At 61.3% G+C, this 25,097-nt stretch carries 26 protein-coding genes; 5 read left to right on the top strand and 21 right to left on the bottom strand.

Going from position 1 to position 25,097, the window contains the following annotated elements; translation table 11 throughout:
• Window positions 1-13 precede the first annotated feature (13 nt).
• The 10 genes from ACYVIA_RS10790 to ACYVIA_RS10745 all read right to left on the bottom strand — a co-directional run bounded on the left by ACYVIA_RS10790 (window position 14) and on the right by ACYVIA_RS10745 (window position 8,992).
• The gene (locus tag ACYVIA_RS10790; RefSeq protein WP_460840640.1) at window positions 14-421 is read right to left on the bottom strand and encodes a YchJ family protein; all 408 of its coding nucleotides are present in this window, start codon (window positions 419-421) and stop codon (window positions 14-16) included.
• A 42-nt stretch (window positions 422-463) separates the two neighbouring features.
• The gene (locus ACYVIA_RS10785; RefSeq protein WP_460840638.1) at window positions 464-871 is read right to left on the bottom strand and encodes a rhodanese-like domain-containing protein; all 408 of its coding nucleotides are present in this window, start codon (window positions 869-871) and stop codon (window positions 464-466) included.
• A gap of 28 nt (window positions 872-899) precedes the next feature.
• Window positions 900-1,505 (bottom strand): DsbA family protein, encoded by a 606-nt coding sequence (locus ACYVIA_RS10780; protein WP_460840636.1) that lies wholly within the window; start codon window positions 1,503-1,505, stop codon window positions 900-902.
• A 54-nt stretch (window positions 1,506-1,559) separates the two neighbouring features.
• Window positions 1,560-2,690: an acyl-CoA dehydrogenase family protein gene (locus tag ACYVIA_RS10775; protein ID WP_460840635.1), complete on the bottom strand. Its 1,131-nt coding sequence runs from the start codon at window positions 2,688-2,690 to the stop codon at window positions 1,560-1,562.
• 24 nt (window positions 2,691-2,714) lie between these two features.
• On the bottom strand, window positions 2,715-3,386 hold the full coding sequence (locus ACYVIA_RS10770; RefSeq protein WP_460840633.1) for an SDR family oxidoreductase: 672 nt from the start codon (window positions 3,384-3,386) through the stop codon (window positions 2,715-2,717).
• A 213-nt stretch (window positions 3,387-3,599) separates the two neighbouring features.
• Complete coding sequence (locus ACYVIA_RS10765; RefSeq protein WP_460840631.1) at window positions 3,600-4,781, bottom strand: acetyl-CoA C-acetyltransferase; 1,182 nt, start codon at window positions 4,779-4,781, stop codon at window positions 3,600-3,602.
• Between the two features lie 36 nt (window positions 4,782-4,817).
• The gene (gene aceK / locus ACYVIA_RS10760) at window positions 4,818-6,611 is read right to left on the bottom strand and encodes a bifunctional isocitrate dehydrogenase kinase/phosphatase (RefSeq protein WP_460841073.1); all 1,794 of its coding nucleotides are present in this window, start codon (window positions 6,609-6,611) and stop codon (window positions 4,818-4,820) included.
• Window positions 6,612-6,729: 118 nt separating this feature from the next.
• Window positions 6,730-7,167, bottom strand: coding sequence for a PaaI family thioesterase (locus ACYVIA_RS10755; RefSeq protein WP_460840629.1), 438 nt, complete (start codon window positions 7,165-7,167; stop codon window positions 6,730-6,732).
• Between the two features lie 84 nt (window positions 7,168-7,251).
• A complete protein-coding gene (locus ACYVIA_RS10750) occupies window positions 7,252-8,436 on the bottom strand; it encodes an isovaleryl-CoA dehydrogenase (protein ID WP_460840627.1) in 1,185 nt (394 codons plus the stop codon).
• 127 nt (window positions 8,437-8,563) lie between these two features.
• On the bottom strand, window positions 8,564-8,992 hold the full coding sequence (locus ACYVIA_RS10745; protein ID WP_460840626.1) for a MerR family transcriptional regulator: 429 nt from the start codon (window positions 8,990-8,992) through the stop codon (window positions 8,564-8,566).
• A 159-nt stretch (window positions 8,993-9,151) separates the two neighbouring features.
• On the opposite strand from ACYVIA_RS10745, the gene ACYVIA_RS10740 reads away from it, so the two are divergent.
• Together ACYVIA_RS10740 and ACYVIA_RS10735 are read left to right on the top strand one after the other, a co-directional pair.
• Window positions 9,152-10,192, top strand: a complete 1,041-nt coding sequence (locus tag ACYVIA_RS10740) for an MBL fold metallo-hydrolase (protein WP_460840623.1) — start codon at window positions 9,152-9,154, stop codon at window positions 10,190-10,192.
• A gap of 278 nt (window positions 10,193-10,470) precedes the next feature.
• Window positions 10,471-10,875, top strand: coding sequence for a hypothetical protein (locus ACYVIA_RS10735; protein WP_460840621.1), 405 nt, complete (start codon window positions 10,471-10,473; stop codon window positions 10,873-10,875).
• Here ACYVIA_RS10735 and ACYVIA_RS10730 read toward each other — a convergent pair.
• From ACYVIA_RS10730 to ACYVIA_RS10685, 10 genes are all read right to left on the bottom strand, one after another.
• On the bottom strand, window positions 10,859-11,680 hold the full coding sequence (locus ACYVIA_RS10730; protein ID WP_460840618.1) for a helical backbone metal receptor: 822 nt from the start codon (window positions 11,678-11,680) through the stop codon (window positions 10,859-10,861). The two genes, ACYVIA_RS10735 and ACYVIA_RS10730, sit on opposite strands and share 17 nt — an antisense overlap.
• On the bottom strand, window positions 11,677-12,468 hold the full coding sequence (locus ACYVIA_RS10725; RefSeq protein WP_460840615.1) for an SDR family oxidoreductase: 792 nt from the start codon (window positions 12,466-12,468) through the stop codon (window positions 11,677-11,679). Before ACYVIA_RS10725 ends, ACYVIA_RS10730 begins: the two co-directional genes overlap by 4 nt.
• Window positions 12,469-12,615: 147 nt before the next feature.
• Window positions 12,616-13,341: a thiol:disulfide interchange protein DsbA/DsbL gene (locus tag ACYVIA_RS10720; protein ID WP_460840613.1), complete on the bottom strand. Its 726-nt coding sequence runs from the start codon at window positions 13,339-13,341 to the stop codon at window positions 12,616-12,618.
• 34 nt (window positions 13,342-13,375) lie between these two features.
• Window positions 13,376-13,999 (bottom strand): SPOR domain-containing protein, encoded by a 624-nt coding sequence (locus tag ACYVIA_RS10715; RefSeq protein WP_460840611.1) that lies wholly within the window; start codon window positions 13,997-13,999, stop codon window positions 13,376-13,378.
• A 73-nt stretch (window positions 14,000-14,072) separates the two neighbouring features.
• Entirely contained in the window at window positions 14,073-15,803 is a 1,731-nt protein-coding gene (gene argS, locus ACYVIA_RS10710) for an arginine--tRNA ligase (RefSeq protein WP_460840610.1), read from the bottom strand.
• Between the two features lie 77 nt (window positions 15,804-15,880).
• On the bottom strand, window positions 15,881-16,282 hold the full coding sequence (locus ACYVIA_RS10705; protein ID WP_460840608.1) for a gamma-glutamylcyclotransferase family protein: 402 nt from the start codon (window positions 16,280-16,282) through the stop codon (window positions 15,881-15,883).
• Between the two features lie 25 nt (window positions 16,283-16,307).
• Window positions 16,308-17,558 (bottom strand): diguanylate cyclase domain-containing protein, encoded by a 1,251-nt coding sequence (locus tag ACYVIA_RS10700; protein ID WP_460840607.1) that lies wholly within the window; start codon window positions 17,556-17,558, stop codon window positions 16,308-16,310.
• Window positions 17,559-17,824: 266 nt separating this feature from the next.
• On the bottom strand, window positions 17,825-17,992 hold the full coding sequence (locus ACYVIA_RS10695) for a hypothetical protein (RefSeq protein ID WP_460840605.1): 168 nt from the start codon (window positions 17,990-17,992) through the stop codon (window positions 17,825-17,827).
• Window positions 17,993-18,041: 49 nt separating this feature from the next.
• Window positions 18,042-18,359 (bottom strand): TFIIB-type zinc ribbon-containing protein, encoded by a 318-nt coding sequence (locus tag ACYVIA_RS10690; protein ID WP_460840604.1) that lies wholly within the window; start codon window positions 18,357-18,359, stop codon window positions 18,042-18,044.
• A gap of 106 nt (window positions 18,360-18,465) precedes the next feature.
• Complete coding sequence (locus ACYVIA_RS10685; protein ID WP_460840602.1) at window positions 18,466-18,762, bottom strand: HPF/RaiA family ribosome-associated protein; 297 nt, start codon at window positions 18,760-18,762, stop codon at window positions 18,466-18,468.
• Window positions 18,763-18,908: 146 nt separating this feature from the next.
• Between ACYVIA_RS10685 and nhaR the strand changes: the two genes are divergently transcribed.
• The 3 genes from nhaR (at window position 18,909) to ACYVIA_RS10670 (ending at window position 24,006) form a co-directional block, all read left to right on the top strand.
• Window positions 18,909-19,817 carry a transcriptional activator NhaR gene (nhaR, locus tag ACYVIA_RS10680; protein WP_460840601.1) on the top strand — a complete coding sequence of 303 codons (909 nt, stop codon included), beginning with the start codon at window positions 18,909-18,911 and terminating at the stop codon, window positions 19,815-19,817.
• Between the two features lie 391 nt (window positions 19,818-20,208).
• Window positions 20,209-21,135: a histone deacetylase family protein gene (locus ACYVIA_RS10675; RefSeq protein WP_460841071.1), complete on the top strand. Its 927-nt coding sequence runs from the start codon at window positions 20,209-20,211 to the stop codon at window positions 21,133-21,135.
• A 183-nt stretch (window positions 21,136-21,318) separates the two neighbouring features.
• The gene (locus ACYVIA_RS10670; RefSeq protein WP_460840600.1) at window positions 21,319-24,006 is read left to right on the top strand and encodes a bifunctional acetate--CoA ligase family protein/GNAT family N-acetyltransferase; all 2,688 of its coding nucleotides are present in this window, start codon (window positions 21,319-21,321) and stop codon (window positions 24,004-24,006) included.
• A 50-nt stretch (window positions 24,007-24,056) separates the two neighbouring features.
• On the opposite strand, the gene ACYVIA_RS10665 is transcribed toward ACYVIA_RS10670, so the two are convergent.
• Window positions 24,057-24,944, bottom strand: a complete 888-nt coding sequence (locus ACYVIA_RS10665; protein ID WP_460840599.1) for a patatin-like phospholipase family protein — start codon at window positions 24,942-24,944, stop codon at window positions 24,057-24,059.
• Window positions 24,945-25,097: the final 153 nt, after the last annotated feature.

Below are 25,097 nucleotides of genomic sequence, written 5' to 3'. Positions count from 1 at the left end.
CCATCTTCTCCAGTCATTTTGTTTCAGGAAAACTACCGTCCAGGTAAAACCATTTTCCGTTCTCGCGCACGAAGCGACTGACTTCGTGCAGGCGATGCGCACGGCCACCAAACTTGGAGCGCGCGACAAACTCCACCGTCGCCTCGTCACCTGCAGGCACATGCCGTTTCACCTCGAGTCCGAGCCACTTTGTGGCCGGATCATGTTCGAGTTCCTCGCGCGCCGGACGCGTGCTCGCATGCCAGCTCTGGTGCACGTAATCCATCAGGCCGAGCACATACGCGCTGTAACGCGAACGCATCAGTTGCTCGGCGGTCTCCGGCAGCGCGCCGCCATGGAAGCGGCCGCAGCACTGGGCGTAGGATGCGCCGCCACAGGGGCAAGGTCTGGGGCAGGCGCCGGTGTCGTTGTTCTTGCTCATGAATTTCTGGCCGTTGCCGCAGCGTCATGCTGCGGCGGAGTATCAGACCTTGTGCTTGCTTTCCTTCACGCCCACCGGCGCGCCGGCAGCCTTCCATGCGGAAAAGCCGCCCTCGATATGCGCCACCTTCGGCATGCCCATGTCCTGCACCGTCTTGGTCGTCAGCGCACTGCGCCAGCCGGCGGCACAGAAGAAAATGAATTCCTTGTCTTCGCCGAATACCGGCTTAAAGTAAGGCGAATCGGGATCAACCCAGAATTCGATCATGCCGCGCGGTGCGGAAAACGCGCCGGGGATGATGCCCTCGCGCTCCAGCTCGCGCACGTCACGTACGTCGACGAACTGCACATTGGCGTCGCCCAGCCTGGCCTTAGCTTCCTCCACGCTGTAGGTTTTCACCTGCGCCATCGCTTCGTCGACCAATGCCTTGTGTCCTTTTTTTAATGCCATGATGTCTCCTCCTCTTTATCGGGCTTCGTCAGATCTTTCCGTTTTTCAGATACGCCTCGAGCTGGTCGAAGCGGTCGAATCCCCAGAACGGCTCGTCGTCGGCAATGATGTACGGCGAACCGAACACGCCGCGCGCAATCGCCGCATCCACCTCGGCCTTCAGCTTTTCCTTGATGTCGCCGCTGTTGGCGCCGTCGATCAGCTCGTTGGCATTGATGCCCAGCGCAGATGCGACTTTGGCGATTGCATCCGGATCGGTAATGTCGTCGCCATCGACGAAATACGCGACATACACAGCCTTGGCGAAATCGATCGCCTTCGCCTCACCGATGTGCTGGTCCACCCAGGTCATCGCACGCGCGGCGAGCTGCGTCGGGATCGGGAACTTTGCCGGGCGCTTGAAGGAGATGCCATGAAACCGTGAAGTGCGCTCGAAATCGCGGTTCGCATAATCGCCCTTGAGCGGCACCAGCGGCAGCGGCTGCGCGCCGGTCATCTTGAACACTGCGCCCAGCAGCACCGGATGCCACTTCACGCGGCGGCCGTACTCCGACGCGAGCGCTTCAATGCGCATCGCGGCGAAATAGCCGTAGGGAGAAGAGAAGTCGAAATAGAAGTCGATGGATTTCTGCATGGCGTCTCCTTGATGTGTTCTTGATGAACTTGTTATGCCTTCCTTATGCCGTCCTTATGCCAGTGCACGGCCGATCAGGATTTTCTGGATATCGCTGGTACCTTCGTAAATCTGGCACACGCGCACGTCACGGTAGATGCGCTCCACCGGGAAGTCACTGACGTAGCCGTAACCGCCATGGACCTGGATCGCATCGGAGCAGACGCGCTCGGCCATTTCGGATGCAAACAGCTTGGCCATCGCCGCTTCCTTCAGGCAGGGCTTGCCCGCGTCCTTCAGGCTCGCCGCATGCCAGATCAACTGGCGCGCTGCTTCGATCTGCGTCGCCATCTCGGACAGCTTGAACTGCACCGCCTGGTGCTCGAACAGCGGCTTGCCGAAACTGGTGCGCTCCTTCGCATACGCAAGCGCCGCCTCGAATGCGGCACGCGCCATGCCGACCGATTGCGACGCGATACCGATGCGCCCGCCTTCGAGCCCGGACAGCGCGATCTTGTAGCCCTGGCCTTCTTCGCCGATCAGGTTCTGTGCCGGGATGCGGCAGTTCTCGAACAGGATCTGTGCGGTGTCGGAGGAATGTTGACCCATCTTTTCCTCAAGGCGGGCAACGATGTAGCCCGGTGTGTTGGTCGGCACCCAGAATGCGCTGATGCCACGCTTGCCGGCCTCCTTGTCGGTAACCGCCATCACAATCGCGACATCCGCGTACTTGCCGCTGGTGATGAACTGCTTCACGCCGTTGAGCACGTAATAGTCACCATCGCGTGTTGCGGTGGTGCGCAGCGCGGAGGCGTCGCTGCCGACATGCGGCTCGGTCAGGCAGAACGCGCCGAGCATGTCGCCGCGCGCCAGCGGGCGCAGCCACTGCTCCTTCTGCGCGTCGTTCGCGTACATCATCGCGATGCTGCAGACCGGGCAGTTGTTGACCGAGATGATGGTCGAGGTGCCACCGTCACCGGCCGCGATTTCTTCCAGCACGAGCGCGAGCGACACGTAGTCGAGGCCGGCGCCGCCCAATTCTTCCGGCACGGCGACACCAAATGCGCCGAGCTGCGCCAAGCCCTTCAGTTCGTCCTGCGGAAAGTGGTGTTCCTTGTCCCAGCGCGCGGCATTGGGCGCTAGGCGTTCCTGCGAAAACGCGCGCAATGCGTCGCGGATCATTTCATGTTGTTCTGACAGAACCATTTCTTGTCTCCCTGTGGTGGCCCGCTACCAGGCGAGCTGGCGTCCGGCGTAGTTGCGGTAAGTGCCGGTGTCTTCATGCTTGAGCTGGCCGATCACGCTCAGCTGCCCGGACACGCTTTCCTCGACGGAAAGCGTCGCATTGGCGCCGCCCATGTCGGTACGCACCCAGCCGGGGCACATTGCGAGGAAGGTGGCCGCCGGATAATCGAGCGATGCGCTTTTTACCGCCATGTTGAGCGCGGCTTTCGAGGTGCGGTACAGCCAGCCGTAACTGGTGTCGGTTTCGCCGATGCTGCCCATGCCGCTGCTGATGAAGACAAACTTGCCCTGCGCGGCCTCGAGCATGGGCGCGAGCATCGGAATCGCCTGCATCGCGCCGAGCACGTTGGTGTGCATGACGGAATCAAAATCCTGCTGTGTCGGCGGTGACTTGGTGCTCTGGCCTTGCGGGCCGTAGACGCCGGCGACATACACGGCAAGATCGAGCTTCTCGCCATCCAGCTGCCAGCCCAGTCCGGCCAGCGAGTCCGGCTTGGCGACATCAAGCTTGAGCGCCTGTGCGCCTGCGGCCTTCAGCTCGGAAACGGAACTATCGTCGCGCGCGGTGGCGATCACTTTCCAGCCGGCGGCGAGCAACTGGCGCACATATTCGCGGCCGATGCCGCGTGAAGCGCCGAGGATGAGTGCGGTAGGCATGATGAAGTAGATTCGGAGAAGAAATTTAAAAGACCCTGCTACAGGCTCCTTCCCCCTTGCAGGGGCGCCCGGCGTAGGGGGAAGGTTGGGATGGGGCGGCCCGCGCAGGGGTAGAGCCTTCGCGCAACAGAAAACGATTGCTCCATCACTCTACCCCCACCCTCCCCCTGCAAGGGGGAGGGAACCCAGTGCTGGATCGCGATACTGTTCTTGCTACACCAACTCAATCGCCATCGCGGTCCCCTCACCGCCGCCGATGCACAGCGAAGCAACGCCCAACTTGCCGCCAGTCTTCTTCAGTGCGCCGATCAGCGTGACGATGATGCGCGCGCCGGAAGCACCGATCGGGTGGCCGAGTGCACAGGCGCCGCCGTGGATGTTGATCTTCTCGTGCGGGATCTCCAGGTCGCGCATTGCCGACATCGGCACCACGGCAAACGCCTCATTGATCTCGAACAGGTCCACATCCTTGGTCGTGATGTTGAGCTTCTTGTACAGCTTCTCGATCGAACCGATCGGCGCGGTGGTGAACCAGTTCGGCTCCTGCGAATGCGTTGCATGGCCGAGCACGCGGGCGATGGGCTTGCAGCCGAGCTTCTTCGCGGTGGATTCGCGCATCATGACCAGTGCTGCAGCACCGTCGTTGATCGACGACGAAGATGCGGCGGTGATGGTGCCGTCCTTCTTGAATGCCGGCTTGAGCGACGGGATCTTGTCCAGCTTGGCTTTCAGCGGGCCTTCGTCCTTGTCGATGACGACGTCGCCGCCCCTGCCTGGCACCGTGACCGGTGCGATTTCCCACTTGAAGGAACCGTCGTTGGTCGCTGCCTGAGCGCGCTTGACGGATTCGATCGCGAATGCGTCCTGTGCTTCACGGGTGAACTCGTACTTGGCGGCACACTCTTCGCCGAAGGTACCCATCGAGCGGCCCTTCTCGTAAGCATCTTCCAGACCGTCGAGCATCATGTGGTCGTACATCATTGCGTGGCCGATGCGGTAGCCGCTGCGTGCCTTCGGGATCAGGTACGGCGCATTGGTCATGGATTCCATGCCGCCTGCGACGACCACTTCGTTGGTGCCGGCGATGATGGAGTCGTAGGCGAACATCGCTGCCTTCATCGCGGAGCCGCACATTTTCGACAGCGTGACGGCGCCGGCAGAAACCGGGATGCCAGCCTTGATCGCTGCCTGGCGTGCCGGCGCCTGGCCCTGGCCTGCCATCAGGCAGTTGCCGAACAGGACTTCGTTCACGTATTGCGGCTCGAGGCCGGCGCGCTCGACAGCGGCGCGGATGGCGACTGCGCCGAGGTCCGCTGCGGGGACATTAGCGAAGTCGCCCTGGAAGGCGCCCATCGGGGTACGGGCTGCGCCGACAATGACAATAGGATCGTTCATGTTGGTTCTCCTGAGAAAAATGAATAGTTGTGCACCCTAGGCGGCTTGCGCGGCCGGTGGTAGCGGCTTGTAACTGAATCGCAATTCCTGCGGGTACGGGAACACGTCTTCGACATGGCCGTCCAGCAGGCGCTGCTTGGCGTTCTGCCAGTATTGCGGCGTCAGCAGGTCGGCATGGTGCTTCATGAAGTACTTCCTGACCTCCGGATTTCCGAGCAGGAAGGTGGCGAACTGCTCGGGGAATACATCGTTCTTTGCCACCGGATACCACGGCTCGCTCGACATCTCGTCTTCCTCGTTGCGCGGCGTCGGGATCGTGCGGAAGTTGCAGTCCGTGATGTACTCGATTTCGTCGTAGTCGTAGAACACGACGCGGCCATGGCGCGTGACGCCGAAGTTCTTGTACAGCATGTCGCCGGGGAAGATGTTGACGCCGACGAGGTCCTTGATGGCGTTGCCGTATTCGACGACACCATGCTCGAGCGCGGCATGGTCGCCGCGCTTTTCCGCTTCGGTCAACCAGATGTTCAACGGCGTCATGCGGCGCTCGATGTACACGTGCTTGATGACAATCTCGCCGCGGTCTTCTTCGACGATGGACGGCGCGACTTCCTTCAGTTCGGCCAGCAGTTCGTCGTCGAAGCGCTCGCGCGGAAATGCGACGTTGGAGTATTCCAGCGTGTCCGCCATGCGGCCGACGCGGTCATGCTGCTTCACCAGCAGATATTTATCCTTGACCTGCTGTCGCGTGGTGTCCTTCGGCGGCGGGAAGAAATCCTTGATCACCTTGAACACATACGGGAAGGACGGCAGCGAAAACACCACCATCACGAGGCCCCGGATACCGGGTGCAATTTCGAAGCAGTCCGACGAATGGTGCAAATGATGCAGGTAATCGCGGTAGAACGCCGCCTTGCCCTGCTTCTGCAGGCCGAGGATGGTGTAGATCTCGCTGCGCGGTTTGTAGGGCATCAGCGTGCGCAGGAACTGTACGTAGCCGGACGGCACCTCCATGTCGACCATGAAGTAGGCTCGCGTAAACGAGAACAGCACCGTGATCAGCGTCGGGTCGAACAGCACCGTGTCGAGCACCAGCTCGCGCTTGCGGTTGTACAGGATCGGTACGACGAACGGATAGACGCGGTTGCCGTTGATGCCCTTGCCGACGATGTAGGCGCCCTTGTTGCGGTAGAACAGGGAAGCCAGCACCTGGATATGGTGGTTCGGCTCAAGCAGGTCGGTGCCGAACATTGCGCGCATGCGCGCTTCGACCAGGGCGACGTCGCGGTCGAGGTCGGCGAACGGCGACGCGAGCTGGAAGTTGGTGACGATGCGCTTGAGCGTGTAATGCAGCCCGTCCTTGGCCGGGTAGTACACGCGATAGGTCGGCTTGGCTTCGTCCGGCTCGATGTATTCCGTCGACACCGCCGGGCGCACAAAGATGAAATCGTTGTGGTAGTAGGACCGGTGCAGGATATTGCAGCAGACGGAATTGAAGAAGGTTTCCGCCAGCTCCGGCTGCTTGTGATTGATCAGCAGGCCGATGTAGTGCAGCTTCACCTCGCGCCAGACTTCGTCGCCGATCTCTTCCTGGTCGTATTCGTCTTCGAGGATCTGCACGCATTCCTGCACGCGGGTGTCGTAATACGCGATCCGCTCGCGCGCCTTCACCTGCGCCGTCTTCCATTCGCAGCGCTCGAAATAGCGCTGCGATTCCTGGCTGGACGCGCGGAACAGGCGATAGTGCTTGTCGAAGCCGTCGAGGATCGTGCGCGCGATATCGAACGCGATCTGGGAGGACAGGAGCTTGGGAAAGGCGGATTGCGGCATCGTGATCGCTCGGGGGAAGTTCTTCAAACCTCCAGTGTAGCCGCATCCGAACCGGTGCCGCGCAGATCAGCGTGCAGGCGGCTTGATTCACATGAGAACTGACGCGCGAGCGAAGTGTTCACTTGCTGCTCCTCGGCAATACGGCCATGGTGGCGATCAGTTTACTGACCAGCGTGGACTTGCTGCCTTCCATCGCGTGAACCTCGGATTCGACGACATGGAAGGCCTTGCCCGGTTTCAGCACCTGCGCACGGCAGCGCAATGATTCGCCTTTGCCTGGTCGCAACAGGTGAATCTTGAATTCAACCGTCAGCACGTATTCATGCGCGGGGAGCAGCGTCATTGCAGCGGTGCCGGCCGTATGGTCGGCAATCGTCGCCTGCACGCCCGCGTGCACGAGGCCGGTGTGCTGCAAGTGGCGCGACTCGAGTTCCAGCGTGCTCTCGCACCATCCCGGTCCGCAATCGGCCAGCCGGATGCCGAGGTCGCCGAGAAAGGCGGCGTCGCGGAAGGCGGCTTCGATGACTGTGCGGTAGTTTGGATCAGGTGCGTGCATGGTGTCTCCGCCAACGTCCTGTCGTTCCCTCGCCCGCCGTGCCTGTCGCCGGCACACTGGGGAGGGACTCGCTTTTACATGTCTTTACTTCGTCTCGGCGAACAATTCGCGGCCGATCAGCATGCGGCGGATTTCACTGGTGCCGGCGCCGATCTCATACAGCTTGGCATCGCGCCACAGACGACCGACCGGGTATTCGTTGATGTAGCCGTTGCCACCGAGCGTCTGAATTGCTTCGCCCGCCATCCACGTTGCCTTTTCTGCGGAATACAGGATTGCGCCGGCTGCATCCTTGCGCAGTGCGCGCACCTGTTCCGGCGTCTTCGCGCGGTCACAAGCCTGGCCGACGGCGTACACGTAGGCCTTGCATGCCATCATCGTCGAGTACATGTCGGCGATCTTGCCCTGCATCAGCTGGAATTCGCCGATTGGCTGGCCGAACTGCTTGCGCTCATGGATGTAGGGCACCACCGCGTCCATGCAAGCCTGCATGATGCCGAGCGGCCCGCCCGATAGCACGGTACGCTCGAAGTCGAGGCCGGACATCAGCACGTTGACGCCTTTGCCAAGGCCGCCGAGGACGTTCTCTGCCGGCACTTCGCAATCCTGGAACACCAGTTCGCCAGTGTGCGAGCCGCGCATGCCGAGCTTGTCGAGCTTTTGCGCAATCGAAAATCCCTTGAAGCCTTTTTCGATCAGGAATGCGGTCATGCCGCGCGGGCCGGCTTCGAGATCGTTCTTCGCGTAAACGACCAGCACATCAGCGTCCGGACCGTTGGTGATCCACATCTTGGTGCCGTTCAGCACCCAGCGGTCGCCCTTGAAGTCCGCGCGCAGCTTCATGCTGACCACGTCGGAGCCGGCATTCGGTTCGGACATCGCAAGCGCGCCGACGTGCTCGCCGGAAATCAGCTTCGGCAGATATTTCTTTTTCTGCTCTTCGGTGCCGTTGCGCTTGATCTGGTTCACGCACAGGTTGGAGTGCGCGCCGTAGGACAGGCCGACGGATGCGGAAGCGCGCGAGATTTCTTCCATTGCCACGATGTGCGCAAGGTAACCCATGTCGGTGCCGCCGTATTCCTCGCTCACCGTTACGCCGAGCAGACCAAGGTCGCCCATCTTCTTCCACAGGTCCATCGGGAACTGGTCGGTGCGGTCGATTTCCGCGGCACGTGGCGCAATTTCGGATTGGGCAAACTGCTGCACGGTTTCGCGCAGTGCGGCGATATCTTCGCCATGGTCAAAGGTCAAGCCGGGCAAATGGATCATGTCGTCCTCGTGTTATCTGAATTGGCGGATTAACCACCGTTGCAAAATCATACCTTTGATTGACGTTTACGTAAACGTCAATCAAATACCGTAAAAGTACTGTTTTTTTGGCGAGCCAAGCGGAAAATCAGGCTGCATCCTTCAGGCGCTTTCCTGTCCTCGAAGCAGACTTCCTCTCGCCGCCGGCCAGCAGGCGCTGGCATTCCTCCTCGTGCGCGGCAATCTCTGCCAACGTCACTTCCAGGTCTTCGCGCTGACGCTCCAGCGTCTCGCGATGCTGCGCCAGCACTGTCAGGAAGCGCTTGAGCTGCGCCGTGGTGTCCTTCGGCGATTCATACATGTCCACCAGCGCCTTGATCTCCTGCAGCGACAGGCCCAGCCGCTTGCCGCGCAAGGTCAGCTTGAGCCGGGTGCGCTCGCGTGAACTGTACACGCGCGTGCGGCCTCCCGCGCCTTCGCGCTTGGGGCTGAGCAGACCCTGGTCTTCGTAGAAGCGGATTGCGCGCGGCGTGATGTCGAATTCGCGTGCGAGTTCGGTAATGGTGTAAGTAGGCATGTTTCCCAAGGTGAGCGCCAGCAATAAACACGCTTTGTGTTTAGAATCGCTGAGGCGATCCGCAGTTTACGTTAACGTCAATCGTTCGGTATTGTAGGCGCGACCGCCAAAAATGTGAACATGCAATTCTGCCAATTGCGCCTTTGGAAATTTCTTCTCATGAATCACCTCGAATCCCAGCTGTCCTACGCTTTCGGCGATACGCTGCCTGCTCCCGGCACATTGCACCCTGTTGCGCCAGGTGTTTACTGGCTGCGCATGGGACTGCCGTTTGCGCTTGACCATATCAACCTGTGGCTTTTGCGTGACAACGATGGCTGGACGGTTGTCGATTGCGGGATTGCGAACGACGCGACACGATCGTCCTGGGAAACGATCTTTGCGAACGGGCTCGAAGGCCTGCCGATCGTGCGGGTCATCGCCACGCACTGCCACCCGGATCACGTCGGCTTGTCCGAGTGGCTGTGCAGCCGATGGGACGCACCGTTGTGGATGACGACCGGCGACTATGGGTTTGCACGGATGATGTCGGCGTCACTGCCCGGTGTGGACGGGACGGCAATGCTGCCGCACTTTCAGCGGCACGGACTGACGGATCCGGCAATGCTGGAGAAGCTGCAGGGTCGCAAGAGCTACTATCCGACGCTGGTGCCTGCCGTGCCGGCTTCTTACCACCGCATGCAGGACGAGCAGGTATTTGCGATCGGCGAGAACGACTGGCGCGTGATTACCGGCTTCGGCCATTCACCGGAACATGCCTCGCTATACTGCGCGCGCCTCGGCCTGCTGATTTCCGGCGACATGGTATTGCCGCGGATTTCCACTAATGTCTCCGTCTTCGCTGTCGAGCCGGAGTCGAATCCGGTGCAGCTCTATCTCGACTCATTAAAGAAATACCAACAACTACCGGACGATACGCTGGTACTGCCGTCGCACGGCAAGCCTTTCCGTGGCCTGCATACGCGTATCGGTCAACTCGTCGAACATCACCGGGAGCGTCTGGACGAAGTACTATCAGCCTGCGCAACGCCGAAATCCGCGGCCGACATCGTACCAATCATGTTCCGCCGTGCGCTGGACGCCCATCAGCTGACCTTCGCCATGGGCGAGGCGCTGGCTCATCTGCACAAACTGTGGCTGGAAGGTGCCCTGGTGCGAGAACGTGGCGAGGATGGCATCTTGCGATTCCGGCGCACCTGACACCCCATCCCAACATCCTCGTTAGTAAAATAACGCCTCTCCCGGCAGGCTGCACGCTTGCTCCTTGCCGGAGCACCCTTCTTTCCTCCGAAAGGTTTGGTTGCGGCCAGTGCGGTCCCGATATTCTTGATCCGCGTCGTGACAATTTGAATTTATTGGTAGAAAAGCCATTTCACGTGCATGGAGATGTGTTACAGTCCCTTAACACATCCAGTCACAACCAGTCCATGTCGGACGGAGACTGACAGTCAATGTCCGTCATGGAATAGTGCGCGGTCATGAATCCATCAATTGAACGAGAAGGCTTTAGCGAGCGCCTGCAACAGGCCTTGCGTAATGCCGACTATTCGCCGGACAGCCCGACACAGCTTGCGCGCGAATTCAACATCCGGTTTGAAGGCCGCCCGATCACGGTGCACGCCGCACGGAAATGGCTAGTGGGCGAAGCCATTCCCACGCAAGAGAAGCTGCGCACGCTCGCACAATGGTTGTGTGTTCCGGCGGAATGGCTGCGTTTTGGCGGCACGGAGAGCGGTTCGGCATTGGACGCCACTGGTACGCCGGCTCGGTTCGAGTCGGTGGATGTGAAGCTCGTTGCCGATCTGCAACGGCTGGATGAGTACCACCAGACGTTGGCGCGCGAATTCATTCGCATGCTGGTCCGGCTCAATCGCCAGAAGTAAGGCCTTCTCCATCGTCGCCCATTGCCAGGCGCCTCAGGTAGCGCAGGCCGGCAATGGCGCGACTTCCATACCAGGACATCATCTCCCCATCGACGAGCTGTACCGGCTTGCCGATCTGCCGCTCGAGTGCATCCACATGCGCCTCGGTGAAGCGGTATGGTTCCGTTGACAGCAGCACACCGTCGATCGATCTCGCCAGTTCGTCAGACCAGGCAAAGGACGGATACCGGTCCGCGGACGGCGCCGACCAGCTCTGCCAGCCGATTTCGGCCATCATGCACGCGATGTAGGTATCGCGCGAAACGGTCATCCACGGGTCTTTCCAGATGCAGTACAGCATCGTTTGCGGCGGGCCCTTCGGCATCGCGCGCAGTGCTGCATATTCCTGTTCAAACGCGGCACATAATGCATCCGCCTTACCCTGCGCACGGAAGATACCCCCAAGGAGGCGGTAAAGCGCGAGGTTGTCGCGCGGAGCGACCGGATGCGTGACGATCACATGCGGGATGAAGCGCGCCAGTTCATCGACGACCGGCTTCGGGTTCTCGTCAATGTTGACGATCAGGTGTGTCGGAGCAAGCCGGCGCAGCTTGTCGGTGTTCACATCCTTGGTTCCGCCGATCTTGGGAACGGATTTGACGATATCGGCCGGATGCACGCAAAAGCCGGTACGGCCGACGATCGATGCAGCCAGCCCCAGGTCGCACAGCAGCTCGGTTATCGATGGCACCAGCGATACGATGCGGGGCATGCTCCCCGCCGGCACCGGCAGGTGCTCACGGCCAAGCGCATCGATCAGTGTCATGGCAGTTGCTCTTTCTCGCGTGCCTTGTGCGGTGCCCTCGAGAATGCAAAGTCGTACACCGGGTTCGGCAGCAGGCGCAGCAGCTTCGCCACCACACCCATTGCACCGGGAATCACACGATAGCTCTCGCCGGCTTCGATCACCGCATGCGCCTTTGCCGCGAACTTCTCGACCGGCATCAGGAAAGGCATGGGATACGAGTTTGCCTGCGTCATCGGCGTATCGATATAGCCAGGTGCAATGGTCACGACCTTGATGCCGGTGCCCTTCAATTCGACGCGCAGCGATTCGCAATAGCTGATCACCGCTGCTTTCGACGCGCTATATGCCCCTGCGCCCGGCAGGCCGCGGATACCGGCAACGCTCGCGATGCCGACCAGCCGCAGGTTGCGCTCGCCGGCCGCCGCCTGCTTTTTCATCGATGCGATGAAAGGGGCGAAGCTGGCGACGGTGGCCGTCACGTTGGTGGCAAAGATGCGCTCGAAGACGGGAATGTCTTCCGTATATTCCGTCAGCGTGCCCTGCGAGACGCCGGCGTTGGCAATCACCACGTCAACACCGCCATGCCGGCCCAGGAAATCGTTGGCAGCGGAGGTCAGCGCCGCATGGTCAGTGACGTCGAGCGCATAGGTACGATGCCGCTGCGGATTCGGCATGCCAGCAACCAGGTCTTCCAGCAGCGCGCTGCGGCGAGCCACTAGTCCGAGGGCAGCACCCTGTGCCGCATAGTGCTGTGCGAGTGCAGCGCCGATGCCGCTGGATGCGCCGGTAATGAATACACGTTTCATGTCAGGATGCGATCTCTACTCAATCAATCTCATTGACGGCATCGCGACGGCGCCGACGGCCGCGTGCAGAGTGCAATGCCCAATAAAAAAGTCCGTCCTCTTTCGAGAGACGGACTTGCAGTGTAATGCGGAAGTGGCTTGCTCGCCTTACTTGCTTTTCGTGACAGGTGCAGCCGGTGCAGCCGGTGCAGTCGGTGCAGGCGCTGCGCCCTTGCCCTTGGCAGTCTGAGCAATCAGCCAGTCCATCACCTGGAAGGTGGCCGCATGCAGCACCGGTTCGGGGCGATTGCCCAGGCCCGTGCTGACGATCGACGGCGATGTCAGGAAACGACCATCAACTGCCAGCAGCGGCACGCCATCCACCTGGTAAGCCTGCTGCAGCTGGACTGCGCGGCGCACCTTGGTCTGGACGGCAAATGAGTTGTAGACGTCGAGGAACTTCTGCTTGTCGACTCCTTGCTTGACGATGAACTCGACGATTGCATCATCGGTCGCCAGCGACTGGCGCTGCACGTGGATCGCCTGGAACACCTTCGGATGCAGATCCTCGACCCGGCCCATCGTTTCCAGCGTGTAGTAAAGCTTTTGCTGCGGAATCATCGAATCGCGGAAGGCGACCGGCACGCGCTTGAACACGATCTTGTCACCCTGTTTCTTCACCCAGTCGGCCAGAACCGGCTCCAGGGAATTGCAATGCGGGCAGAAGTATCCGAAGAACTCAGTGACCTCGACCTTCTTGCCGGCGTCGGTCTGCTGCGGCTTTTCCAGCGTGCGGTAGTCGACGCCGTTTTGCGGATTGGCCGGTGTTGCGTTTGCGCCGAAAGCGACAAGGGAAAGGCTCAGTGCTGCCAGTACATGTTGGAGAAAACGCATAGATTTCCTTTGCTCTTGGTAAATAACTAAGACACTATTTTGCAACGCGCACCACGGCTGCATCAACGCCATTGTCAGACAATTTGCCGCGTACCCGGTTCATTGCATCGAGCTGCGCAAACGGCCCCACACGGACGCGGTACAGGACACCGGTTTCCGACTGGCGTTCCGAGATCTTTGCTTCGACACCGATCAGTGCCAGCTTGGCGCGGATCCCCTCTGCATCGGTCGATTCACGGAATGCGCCAGCCTGCAGATAGTAGATCCATTTATCCTCCGTACTCTCCACCTTCGCGGTGCCGTCCTTGCCCGGCACGGCAGCTTGTGCCTTGCTGTCTGCCGGCTTTGCGTCCGCCTTCACCTCAACGATCTTGTCCGATGTCGGTTGCGGCGCAGCGGTGTTGGTCGGTGCGGGCTCCTTGGCAAAGTCGCGCGCGGCGTCCTTGATTGCGGCCTTGTTGCCGTACATCGGCTTGTTGGGATCCGACGTCTGGTTGGCAGTCGGGCTGCTTGCCTTCTGGCGGCCGGATTTGTCGGTAAACGGCATCGGCGTCTTGGTGATCACCATGGCCACGCCCAACGCGATCCCGAGGCCGACGATCAGGCCGATGATCAATCCGACAAGTGTTCCACCCTGCTGCCTGTTGTAGTTATGCATACTTCCTCAATGACTTCCTTGTTACACCGCCCGCCATCCCGTGCACATGCTTGCACGGGATGGCGAAGCGGTTCTACATCCGCACCGGCGCAGAAACGCCGATCAGCGCCAGGCCGTTGCGCAACACCTGGCGTGTTGCCAGCATTAACGCAAGGCGCGCCATCCTGGTGGACATGTCGTCAACCAGCACCCGCTCGGCGTTGTAGTAGCTGTGCAGCTCGCCGGCCAGGTCGCGCAGATAGAAAGCTACCTGATGCGGCCCGAGTTCGTCGAGCGCTTTTTGCAGCATCTCCGGGTACTCTGCCAGTTTTGCCAACAGTGCCGCTTCGCGCGGCGATGTGAGCGGTGACAGATCGCTAACTGCGTTCAGTGTCGATTCGTCACCACCCCACTGTGCGAGCACCGAGCAGATGCGTGCATGCGCATACTGCACGTAGTACACCGGGTTCTCGTCGGATTGCGACAGCGCGAGGTCGACGTCGAACACGAATTCGGTATCGGCCTTGCGCGAGATGAGGAAGAAGCGCACCGCGTCGCGGCCGCGCGTCAAATCGCGCTCGCCGTTTTCATTCTTCGCATCGCCTGCCGACCATTCGATCAGGTCGCGCAGCGTAACGTAGGAACCGGCGCGCTTGGAGATCTTCACCTCCTCGCCGTTCTTCATCACGGTCACCATCTTGTGCAACACATAGTCGGGGAAGCCTTCCGGGATGCCCATGCCGACCGCCTGCAGGCCGGCGCGCACGCGCGCGATTGTGCCGTGGTGGTCGCTGCCCTGCACGTTGATCGCTTTCGTATAGCCGCGCTGCCACTTGGTGATGTGGTAGGCGACGTCGGGCACGAAATAGGTATAGCCGCCTTCGGACTTGCGCATCACACGGTCCTTGTCGTCACCGTATTCGGTGGTGCGCAGCCACAGCGCGCCGTCCTGCTCGTAGGTTTTGCCTGCTTTGACCAGCGCTTCGACGGCGGCGTCGACCTTGCCGTCGGTGTACAGCGACGATTCCAGATAGTAGTTGTCGAACTTGACGCCGAATGCCTGCAGGTCCAGGTCCTGTTCGCGTCGCAGGTAGGCGACCGCAAACTTGCGGATCGTCTCGATATCGTTCTCGTCGCCGGAACCCGTCACCGGCTCGCCGTCGCTGGCGGCGACGGTTTTCTTCAGCATGAAATCGGCAGCGATATCGGCGATGTAGTCGCCGTTGTAGGCGGACTCCGGCCAGTGCTGGTCGCCCGGCTTGTAGCCGCGTGCGCGCGCTTCCACGGAAAAAGCCAGATTACCGATCTGCGCGCCGGCATCGTTGTAATAGAACTCGCGCGTCACGTCATAGCCTTGCGCCTCGAGCAGGGACGACAGCGCATCGCCGAGCGCGCCCTGGCGGCCGTGGCCGACATGCAGCGGACCGGTCGGGTTGGCAGAGACGAACTCAACCATTACCTTCTTGCCGGCACCGGCGTTGCTCTTGCCGAAACGGTCGCCTTCAGCAAGGACGGCCTTGACCACGGCCTGCTTCGCAGCGGCGGCAACGCGCAGGTTGATGAAGCCCGGGCCGGCAATCTCGGCAGACTCGATCAGCTCGCCCTTGTTGGCAAGGACGGATGCGACGATGGCTTGAGCAAGCTCGCGCGGATTCTTCTTCAGCGGCTTGGCCAGCTGCATCGCGATGTTGCAGGCAATGTCGCCATGCGCAGGGTCGCGCGGGCGTTCGAGCACCACATTCGGCTGCAGTCCGGAGTCGGCAACGATCGGCGCGAGCGCGGCGTGGAACAGGTCGACAATCTGTTGTTTTTGTGAAGCGAGCATGGGATAAAAAACGACGACCGCGGGGTCGTCTGCGTGAAATTGAAGAATGGCGGAATTATACCGGCTTGCCCGGCCCATCAGACCGGCTTGTCCGGGCAGTCAGAGGTCAGGAATCGGTCCAGCTGAAAGGTTTCCGGGAGCCATGGCGATTGCGACAACTTTCCTGGCAACAGATAGATAAAGGTACCGGCCATGACCGGTTCGCTGCTTTCCAGTGCGACAAGAACCTGTTCGCGCCGGTATGCATTTCCCTCGAAAGCATCAAGCGCGGCGACATCCATGTCCGACACATCGAAGTACACCATGCCTGCGACGCTGGCACCGTCCAGGGCCACCATGCCGGGATAGGTTTCCCCGATGATGGCAAAACGTGCATGATTGTCCAGTCGTGCCGGTTCAGATCGATACTTGCCCTGCACCACCCGCTCCCACACTGGTGCAAACATCAATGAACCGTAGGTGAAGATGTGGCAGGGCATGCCGGCGCGGCGAGTTCAGGACACTTTAGTGCAACATGCGGGACACAGCAGCGTCCGGCGTCGCCGGCGCGTGCACTGCGACGCGGTTGCGGCCATGCTCCTTCGCGTCGTACAGTGCCGCGTCGGCGGCGGCGACCAGTTCAGCCGACTCTTCATGCATGAAGGGATGAATCACAGCCACGCCGAAGCTGGCAGTGATACCGGGTGCGACGCGCGATGTCGCATGCGGAATCTGCAAGTCGATCACAGCCTGCCGCATGTATTCGGCCACTTCCGTCGCATCCTCCAGCGAGGTCGCAGGCAGCAAGGCGACAAATTCTTCACCGCCGAAACGCGCGACGAGATCCGCGGGGCGCTTCACGATGCTGCGCAGCGCGGCCGCGATCTGCTGCAGGCAGGCATCGCCGGCAGGATGACCGTAGTGGTCGTTGAAATTCTTGAACTGGTCCACGTCAATCATGATCAGGGCCAGCGGATGGCGGTCGCGCCGTGCACGGCTCCACTCAACGTCGAGCCGGCGATCGAACTCACGCCGGTTCGCAATGTGCGTCAACGCATCCTCAGCCGACAGCTTTGCGAGCAGTTCCACCGCGTGACTCAGTTCGGCATTGCGCGTCTGCTCGCGTGCGCGGGCGATATACGCACGACGCTGGTCCTGGTCCATGCGGTAATTCGCCACGAGGCTGATGACCACCGCAGAGAAGGAAAAAAGCCAGTAATTGAATCGCACCTCGGGCAGGACTGCCGGGACACGCAACAGCATGAATGCATACACCGCGGCCATGAGGACGGAGCTCAGCAGCGCGCTGCGAAAACGCAGGCTCAGCACGATGTTGCCAAACAGGATAATCAGCGTGATGCCGGTTTGATAATGCGGTGCATTCGGGTGGGTGCTCAAGCCGGCGATCCAGGCCAGGCTGATGCCGGCAAGGACAGAGGTTGCAGCGAGCACGGCTTCGCGCCATGCCGGCTGCCCGATCTTGTACACCGTGAACGTACAAAGAAGCATCAACGGTATCACCAGCAGGAAGCGGATCGTCCACGCCTGCTGGTATATGTCGGGCACCATGAAGAAGTCGCTGATGGCAAACGCGCTGTACAGCAGTACCGCGATCAGTCCGTTCTTGACGGCACGCTGCTCGCGCCAGCGGTCCATCTCCGCCTGAAAAGCCGCTTCCATCCGGGGCGGGAATTTCTTGCGGCGCATCCAGAAGCTGCGGTCCGGCTCGAACTGCGGCAGGACTTCATCTTCTTGCAGGACAGGTTCGCGGGGCATGACAGGTTATGGTGGGCTGTGGTGGACTATCGCGCGTTGAGCGCCTATATAGGACACATTCAGAGGACACATTCGGCAAGGCACGCGGTATGCGATTCTGCAATACCGCAAATAAAGCTTAGCGCCGCGATTCCATCCCGTCCAGCTAATCACTCTTGCGTACTTCATGTGGCAGCTACCGCACTTCCTCTTCAAGCCATTCACGCCACACTGTCATCAGCACCGCGATGATGACCGCCCCATGAACATGCCGACCAGGCCGAACATCACCGCAGGCCGATGCCCTCCACCGTCTTGCCGGTAGCAAGCAGCCAGACACCGAGCGAACCCCACACGAACGGCGTGTCGAAAAGGATCAGCGTGATCAGTGCAGTGGATGTGTCGAGAAAGGCCGGCGCGTGAATGCCGACGCCCCGGTTTCCGAAGCCGGCCAAAGTGCCCTGCGCCAGACAGCCTTCGTCGCGCGGATGCAGATCAAGCGAATCAGTCGAAGTCGAACAGCTCGCCAAGAAAGCCTTTTTTCTTCTTGCGATAGTGGTAGTCGTCCTTGTAATGAGGCTGGTGTTGCTGCGGCTGCTGATAGTGCTGGTCCGGATGTCCATAACGACGTTCGTCGCGCGGCGGTGGTGCAGTGCCGTGGCCGAAGGCCGGGGCCGGGGCGGTTGCTGCCGAGCGCTCGATGATCTTGTCAAGTTCGCCGCGGTCCAGCCACACGCCGCGGCATTGCGGGCAGTAATCGATCTCGATGCCCTGACGTTCGGACATCACGAGTTGGGTATTGGTACAGACGGGGCATTGCATCGATAAGTCTCCTGGGAAAACGACAGAGAAGCTGCAAAAGAGAAGCGTTCAACGAGAAGCGCCGGGCTGGGGCTTGCATGCCTCCAGCCCGGCGCAGGCAGGTGATCTAGTGCGTCACGCGCCGCAGCACGGTGCGCCCCACCCGATCGATGGCGCGATTGATCGCGGTGTACATATCGGCTTCGGTATCCTCGGTCACGATATCCGGCAGGCCGGCCAGCACGACATGGATGCTGCAGCGCTTGTCGACGCCGCCACGCGGCCCGTTGATGTCAGCCAGGCGCACCGTAACGTTCTGGACCTGGTCGGTTGCGTGTTTCAGCGCGAAGCGCAGGCGGCGCTCGGTATGCGAGCTGAGGGCATCGGTCAGCGTGAAACCTTGAGCATGGACATCGACTTTCATGGCTAACTCCTTGGTGGTTCTTCTTCGTGGTTCTTGTCGGGCCCTTTTCCTGCCGGGCTTGAGTTCAATGTAGTCCACGAAGAAACGAATTAAAATTCGAATATTCAAAGATTTCGATTCGAGAAAACCGAATAGGCGGGAGTCCGATGAGCGCGCTTAACTACAAGCATCTGCACTATTTCTGGGTCGTGGCCAAATGCGGCGGCATCGGCCGTGCCAGCGAACAGCTGCATCTGACGCCGCAGACCATTAGCGGCCAGATCTCGCTGCTGGAAGAGTCGCTCGGCTACAAGCTGTTCAACCGCATTGGCCGCCGGCTCGAACTCAACGAGTCGGGGCGCATGGTGTTCAGCTATGCCGACGAAATCTTCTCGCTGGGCGAGGAGCTGGAGGAGATGCTGCGCCACCGTCCCGGTGAGCGGCCGCTGCAGTTTACGGTGGGCGTGGCCGACTCGGTGCAGAAGTCAATCGCGTACATGCTGCTGGAGCCCGCGCTGAAACTGCCGGAAACGCTGCGCATCGTGTGCCGCGAAGGCAAGCTCGCGACGCTGCTCGCCGGGCTCGCCATCCAGGGACTGGACCTCGTTATTGCGGACGGCCCGATGCCGGCCAACAGCAATGTGCGCGGCTACAACCACTTGCTTGGCGAATGCGGTGTGCGCTTTCTTGCGGCACCGGCGCTCGCCCGGCAGTACAAGAAGGGTTTTCCCCAGAGTCTGGATAACGCGCCGTTCCTGCTCCCCGGCGAAGATGCTGCCGTGCGGCCACGCCTGCTGAAGTGGTTCGAGAAGGAGCGCGTGCGGCCACGCATTGCCGGCGAATTTGACGATGGCGCATTGATGAAGGAGTTCGGCGAGGCCGGCGCCGGCATTTTTGCGGTGCCCGCACTCGTCGCGCCGCAGGTCGCCCGCCAGTATGGCGTGCAGGAAATCGGCCGCAGCGACACCGTTATCGAACAGTTTTATGCAATCTCGGTCGAGCGGCGCCTGTCCCATCCTGCAGTGGTTGCCATCAGTGCGGCGGCGCGCAAGCGGGTAGTGACGGCAGCCGCGTAAAACTTTGACAAAAGGCAAGTAAATACAAAAAAGTACAGAGGCTGGTGCCATTACAATGGGGCGCAGAAAGATAATGCTTCATCGCAGGAATCGGCCAACGGGCAGGCATGTGCAGATCGTTTTGTCTGGCGGGCAGCAAAATGCCCGGGAAGGCGGGACGTGCAAGGTTGCTGTAATGAAGTACGGTTATCTTGATCAAGCGCTTTCCAGACTTTGTTGTGTCTTCCTGCAGCAATGAAGGGCATTCTGGGCAGCGATGCGATATTCACCCCTACTGAGTCCGACTTCCCGCACCGGCCGACTCCTGCTTGGCATCGTGCGGATCACGATCTATGGTGTGAAGTATGCAAAACGGTTTCAACGCAGGTTCGTCAATCCGCGCTTTACCCCCATGCTCCCCGCTTACATTTCTCACGACGATTGCAGCAAACATGAAATGGGGGCGCTGCACCCCGAATGCCCCGAACGCATTGCTGTCATCAAGGACCAGTTGCTGATCAAGGGCCTGCTCGATTACATGCAACCCTACGATGCACCGCTGGCCACCGAGGCCGAACTGGGTCGTGCGCACGCCTTGCTGCATGTGCATGAGATCGCGGCGAAGTCTCCCGCCGTCGACTACGAGCAGGTCGATCCCGATACGTGGATGAACCCGCACACCTATCAGGCCGCGCTGCGCGCCGCCGGTGCTGCCGTGATGGCCACCGACCTGGTGCTGCGCGGCGATGCCCCGGTCGCTTTCTGCAATGTACGCCCGCCGGGCCATCATGCCGAATACGCCGCTGCCGGCGGCTTCTGCTTCTTCAACAATGTGGCTGTCGGCATCCGCCATGCGCTCGACGTGCACAACCTGGAACGCGTCGCGCTGATTGATTTCGATGTGCACCACGGAAACGGCAGCGAGGACATCCTGCACGACGACCCGCGCGTGCTGATGTGCTCCACATTCGAGGAGAACCTTTATCCGTTTTGCGGCTCGGAGCCCAGGGGCTCGAACATGGTGAACGTCGGGCTGCCCCCGCGGTCCGGCGGTGAAGCGTTTCGCGCCGCGGTCGAAGCGCGCTGGATCCCGGCGCTGGATGCCTTCAAGCCGCAGATGATCTTCATCTCCGCGGGTTTTGACGGGCACCGCGAGGATGACATGGGCAACCTCGGGCTGGTGGAAGCGGACTATGAATGGGTCACGAAGAAAGTGATGGACGTCGCCAACCGCCACGCACAAGGCCGCGTGGTGTCCTGTCTGGAAGGCGGTTACGTGCTGTCGCCGCTGGCACGCAGCGTGGCGGCACATGTGAAGGTGCTGATCGGGGCGGATTAGGCCTGGTCGCTTGTCTCGACGAGAAACCAGGGGCCGCCGTGTTGCGGCCCGCTTCGTTTGCCGCACTGCCCGGCCAGGCACGGAAAGCTGGCAAAGAAGCCGACAACAGATTTGCAGTATCGAAGAAGCACCAGCCGTACGAAGTACAGCCAAACAACAATAAACGACGATCTGACGATTAGCATGGACAAGCACTATCTCAATCCCCTCTTCTCCCCCGGTTCCATCGTCGTCTTCGCCGGCGACGAGAATACGCCCGGTGCACAGACGCCTTACGGTCGCCTGATCGGCGAACAGTTGCGCGCCGTCGCCGAAGGCGGCTATCGCGGTCCGGTCAACTACCTTGACATCGGCATGACCGGCACGCTGAGCGCGCTGGCGCAATCGAAGGCCGACCTCGCGATCATCGCCTTACCGAACGACCAGCTGGTCGCCGCGCTCGACATCGCCGGCCGCATACGCTGCCGGACGGCTGTGATCATCTCGGCAGGCGTGGATGCAGCGCTCGCAGCCCAGTTGCACGGCATCGCCCGGCAATACGGGATGCATTTGCTCGGCCCCAACTGCCTCGGCTTCCAGCGCCCGCGGCTGCGGTTGAATGCCGGCGTGCTCGGTCCGCTTGCACAGGAAGGATCGCTCGCGGTGGTGTCCCAGTCCGGTGCACTGACCTCCTCCATCCTCGACTGGGCGGTCAAGAACAGCGTCGGCTTCTCCGCCGTCGTGTCGCTCGGCCCCAATACCTCGGTGGACGTGGCGCAGGTGCTCGACTTCCTCGCCGAGGATCGCAGCACGCACAGCATCGTGGTGTACCTGGAAGGCATCCGCAACGCGCGCCGCTTCATGAGCGCGTTGCGCGCCGCCGCCAACGCCAAGCCCGTCATCGTGCTGAAGGCCGGCCGCATGCCGGCCGGTTCCACCGCTGCACTGACGCATTCCGGCGCGATCGTCGGCAGCGACGATGTGTTCGACGCCGCCCTGCAGCGTGCGGGCGCGGTGCGCGTGCGCAGTTTTACGCAACTGTTTTCGGCGGCAAAGGGCCTGTCCGCCCGCAATCTCCCCGTCGGCAAGCGGCTGGCGATCGTTACCAACGGCGGCGGGCCCGGCGTGCTTGCCGCGGACTGGGCCAACGACCTCGGACTGGAGCTGGCCACCTTGACAGCCGCCGCCGCCGAAGAACTCGCGCCGCAACTGTCGCCGCTGGCCAGCCTGAAATCGCTGATCGACCTGGCCGAGGATGCCGACCCCGAGCATTACCGCGCATCGGTACGCGCCTGTGCGGCATCGCCCGATATCGACGGGATCCTGGTGATCCTGTCGCCCAAGCCGGATCTCGACACGGCGGCCGTTGCACAGGCACTCGCCGAACTGCATCCGTCGCTCGGCAAGCCGCTGATCACCTGCTGGATGGGCGATGAGCGCGCAGCGGCTGCACGCAAGATCCTGGGCGACGCGGCCATCCCGACGTATCGCACGCCGGAAGCGGCGGTGGACGCCTTCAACAACATCGCCTCCTTCCACCAGAACCAGCAGCTGCTGCACCAGACGCCGCCGCCGCTGTCGCCGCTGTCCAAGCCGGATGTGGAAGGCGCGCGCATCCTGATCGAAAGCGTGCTGGCCGAGCGCCGCAAGGTGCTGACGGAAATGGAATCGAAGGCACTGCTGTCGGCTTTCCATATTCCGGTCACCAAGACCATCCTTGCACGCTCGGCAAGCGAGGCAATCCTGGTCGCGAGCCAGCTCGGCTATCCGGTCGCGCTGAAGATCGACTCGCCGGACATCTCGCACAAGTCGGACGTGCACGGCGTGGCGCTCAATCTGCTGAACGCGGCTGCGGTGCGCGATACCTGGCAGGACATGATGGCGACCGTGGCGCGGCTGCGACCGGATGCGCGCATCAATGGCGTGACGATCCAGAACATGTCGGGCAAGCCCTACGGTCGTGAACTGTATATCGGCGTGACCTCGGACGATCCGTTCGGCCCGGTTATTTCCTTTGGCGCCGGCGGCACGATGATTGAACTGATCGCCGACCGCGCAATCGAATTGCCGCCGCTTAACCAGTTCCTCGCACAGCGACTGATCGCGCGGGCGCGCTCGTCGGAGACGCTGGGCCCATGGCGCGGCGCACCGGCTGCCGACCGCGAAGCGCTGGAACGCATCCTGCTGCGCGTGTCGGAAATGGTGTGCGCGCTGCCGCAACTGCGCGCGATGGACATCAACCCGGTGATCGTCGACGCCAACGGCGCGCTCGTCGTGGATGCCCGTATCGTGATCGACCACGCACCGAGCGGCTCCGGCAAGTATCCGCATCTGGCGATCATGCCCTATCCGACGGACTACGAGCAGGAATGGCCGATGCGCGGCGGCAGCCGCTACACCGTGCGCCCGATCCATCCGGACGACGCGCAGATGCTGCAGGACTTCGTGCGCAAGATGTCGCCGGAGAGCCGCTACTTCCGCTTCGTGTCGACGATGCGTGAACTGTCGCTGAAGATGCTGGCCAAGTTCACCCTCATCGACTATGACCGCGAGATGGCGCTGGTGGCAATCTATCGCGAGCGCACGCCGGACGGCAACGGAGGCTTTACGGAGTCCGAGCGCATCGTCGGCGTCTCGCGCTATGTCACCAACCCGGACCTGACCACGTGTGAATTCTCGCTGGCCATTGCGGATGAATTCAACGGCCAGGGCATGGGCTCGCGCATGATGTTGTCGATCATGGATGTGGCCCGCAGCAAGGGCCTAACGCAGATCGAAGGGCTGGTGCTGACCAATAACGCGCCGATGCTGAAGCTGATGCGCAGCCTCGACTTCGATATCAGGAAGTATGACGAGGATCCGGATTTCCGCCTGTGCGTGCGGGTACTCTAACCGGAAGCCGGACCGCTTTGCTCCGCATGCGGCCTGATGCGAGCGGAGGTTTACGCCGGCATACGCTCGGCCTTCGCGAAGGCACGGGCGGTGCGTTCCCGCCCTAGCGTGATCATTTCCTCGGCGCGCCAGAACTCGTGGATGCGGCAGGCATTGCGCGGAATCTCGACGGTGACGTCCGGCGAATAGGCGGCAAGCTTGAGGCGGGCGATGGTGTTTTCCATCGCTTCCATCGAGCGCAGGGCGACATCGATCATGCCGGGCGTGGCGTCAACGACGGCACGGGAAGGATTGAGGCCTTCGATGAATGCGTGGATACGCTGGCGATAGTCGTTTTCGTCCGGGATGGGCGCGCTCGGCACTACAGCGGGCGCAGCTTCCGGGCGGCCGCCGACATTGACCGCGATGGTCAGGTCGGTCGGATCGTTGAGCGTGGGCGCAATCGGCACCGGGTTGATCAATCCGCCATCGACGAGCGTGCGGGATCCGTGCCGGAACGGCGTGAGCAGCAATGGAATCGCAATGGAGGCACGAATCGCATCGAATAGCTTGCCCTCCCTCAGCCAGACTTCCTTTCCCGACTCGAGTTCCATCGCGACCGCCGTGAACGCGATCGGCAGGTTCTCGATATTGCCGTCGCCGATCAGCTCGCGCAGTACGCCGATAACGCGGTCGCCCTTGAACAAGCCTGCGCCGTCAAACGATGGGTCGAGCAGACGCAGCACCTCCATGCGTTCCAGCGCGAGCGCCCATTCGGCATAGGTAGAAAGCTTGCCGCTGGCATAAATACCCCCGACCAGCGCTCCCATCGACGAGCCGGCGATGGAGCGGATGGTATAGCCGTTCTCGGTAAGCCACTGGATCACCCCGATGTGGGCCAGACCGCGCGCGCCGCCTGCGCCGAGAACAAGGGACACGGTCTTTGATTGTTCGGACATGATTGCCTGCTGGATGACTGGTACAGGCGAATGTTACCTGTTGCTGCAGCGCATGAATACATGCACGCTTCGAAGGGAAATTACCCATGTTCAAAACTGCCTGCTTCGGGCTGACTCCTGCGGCGCAGTCGTTTCCAGGTCAAGAAAGCGGCG

Source organism: Noviherbaspirillum agri (genome assembly GCF_054780595.1).
Note: the sequence above shows the minus strand (reverse complement) of the source record. Positions and strands in the feature narration are given on the sequence as shown.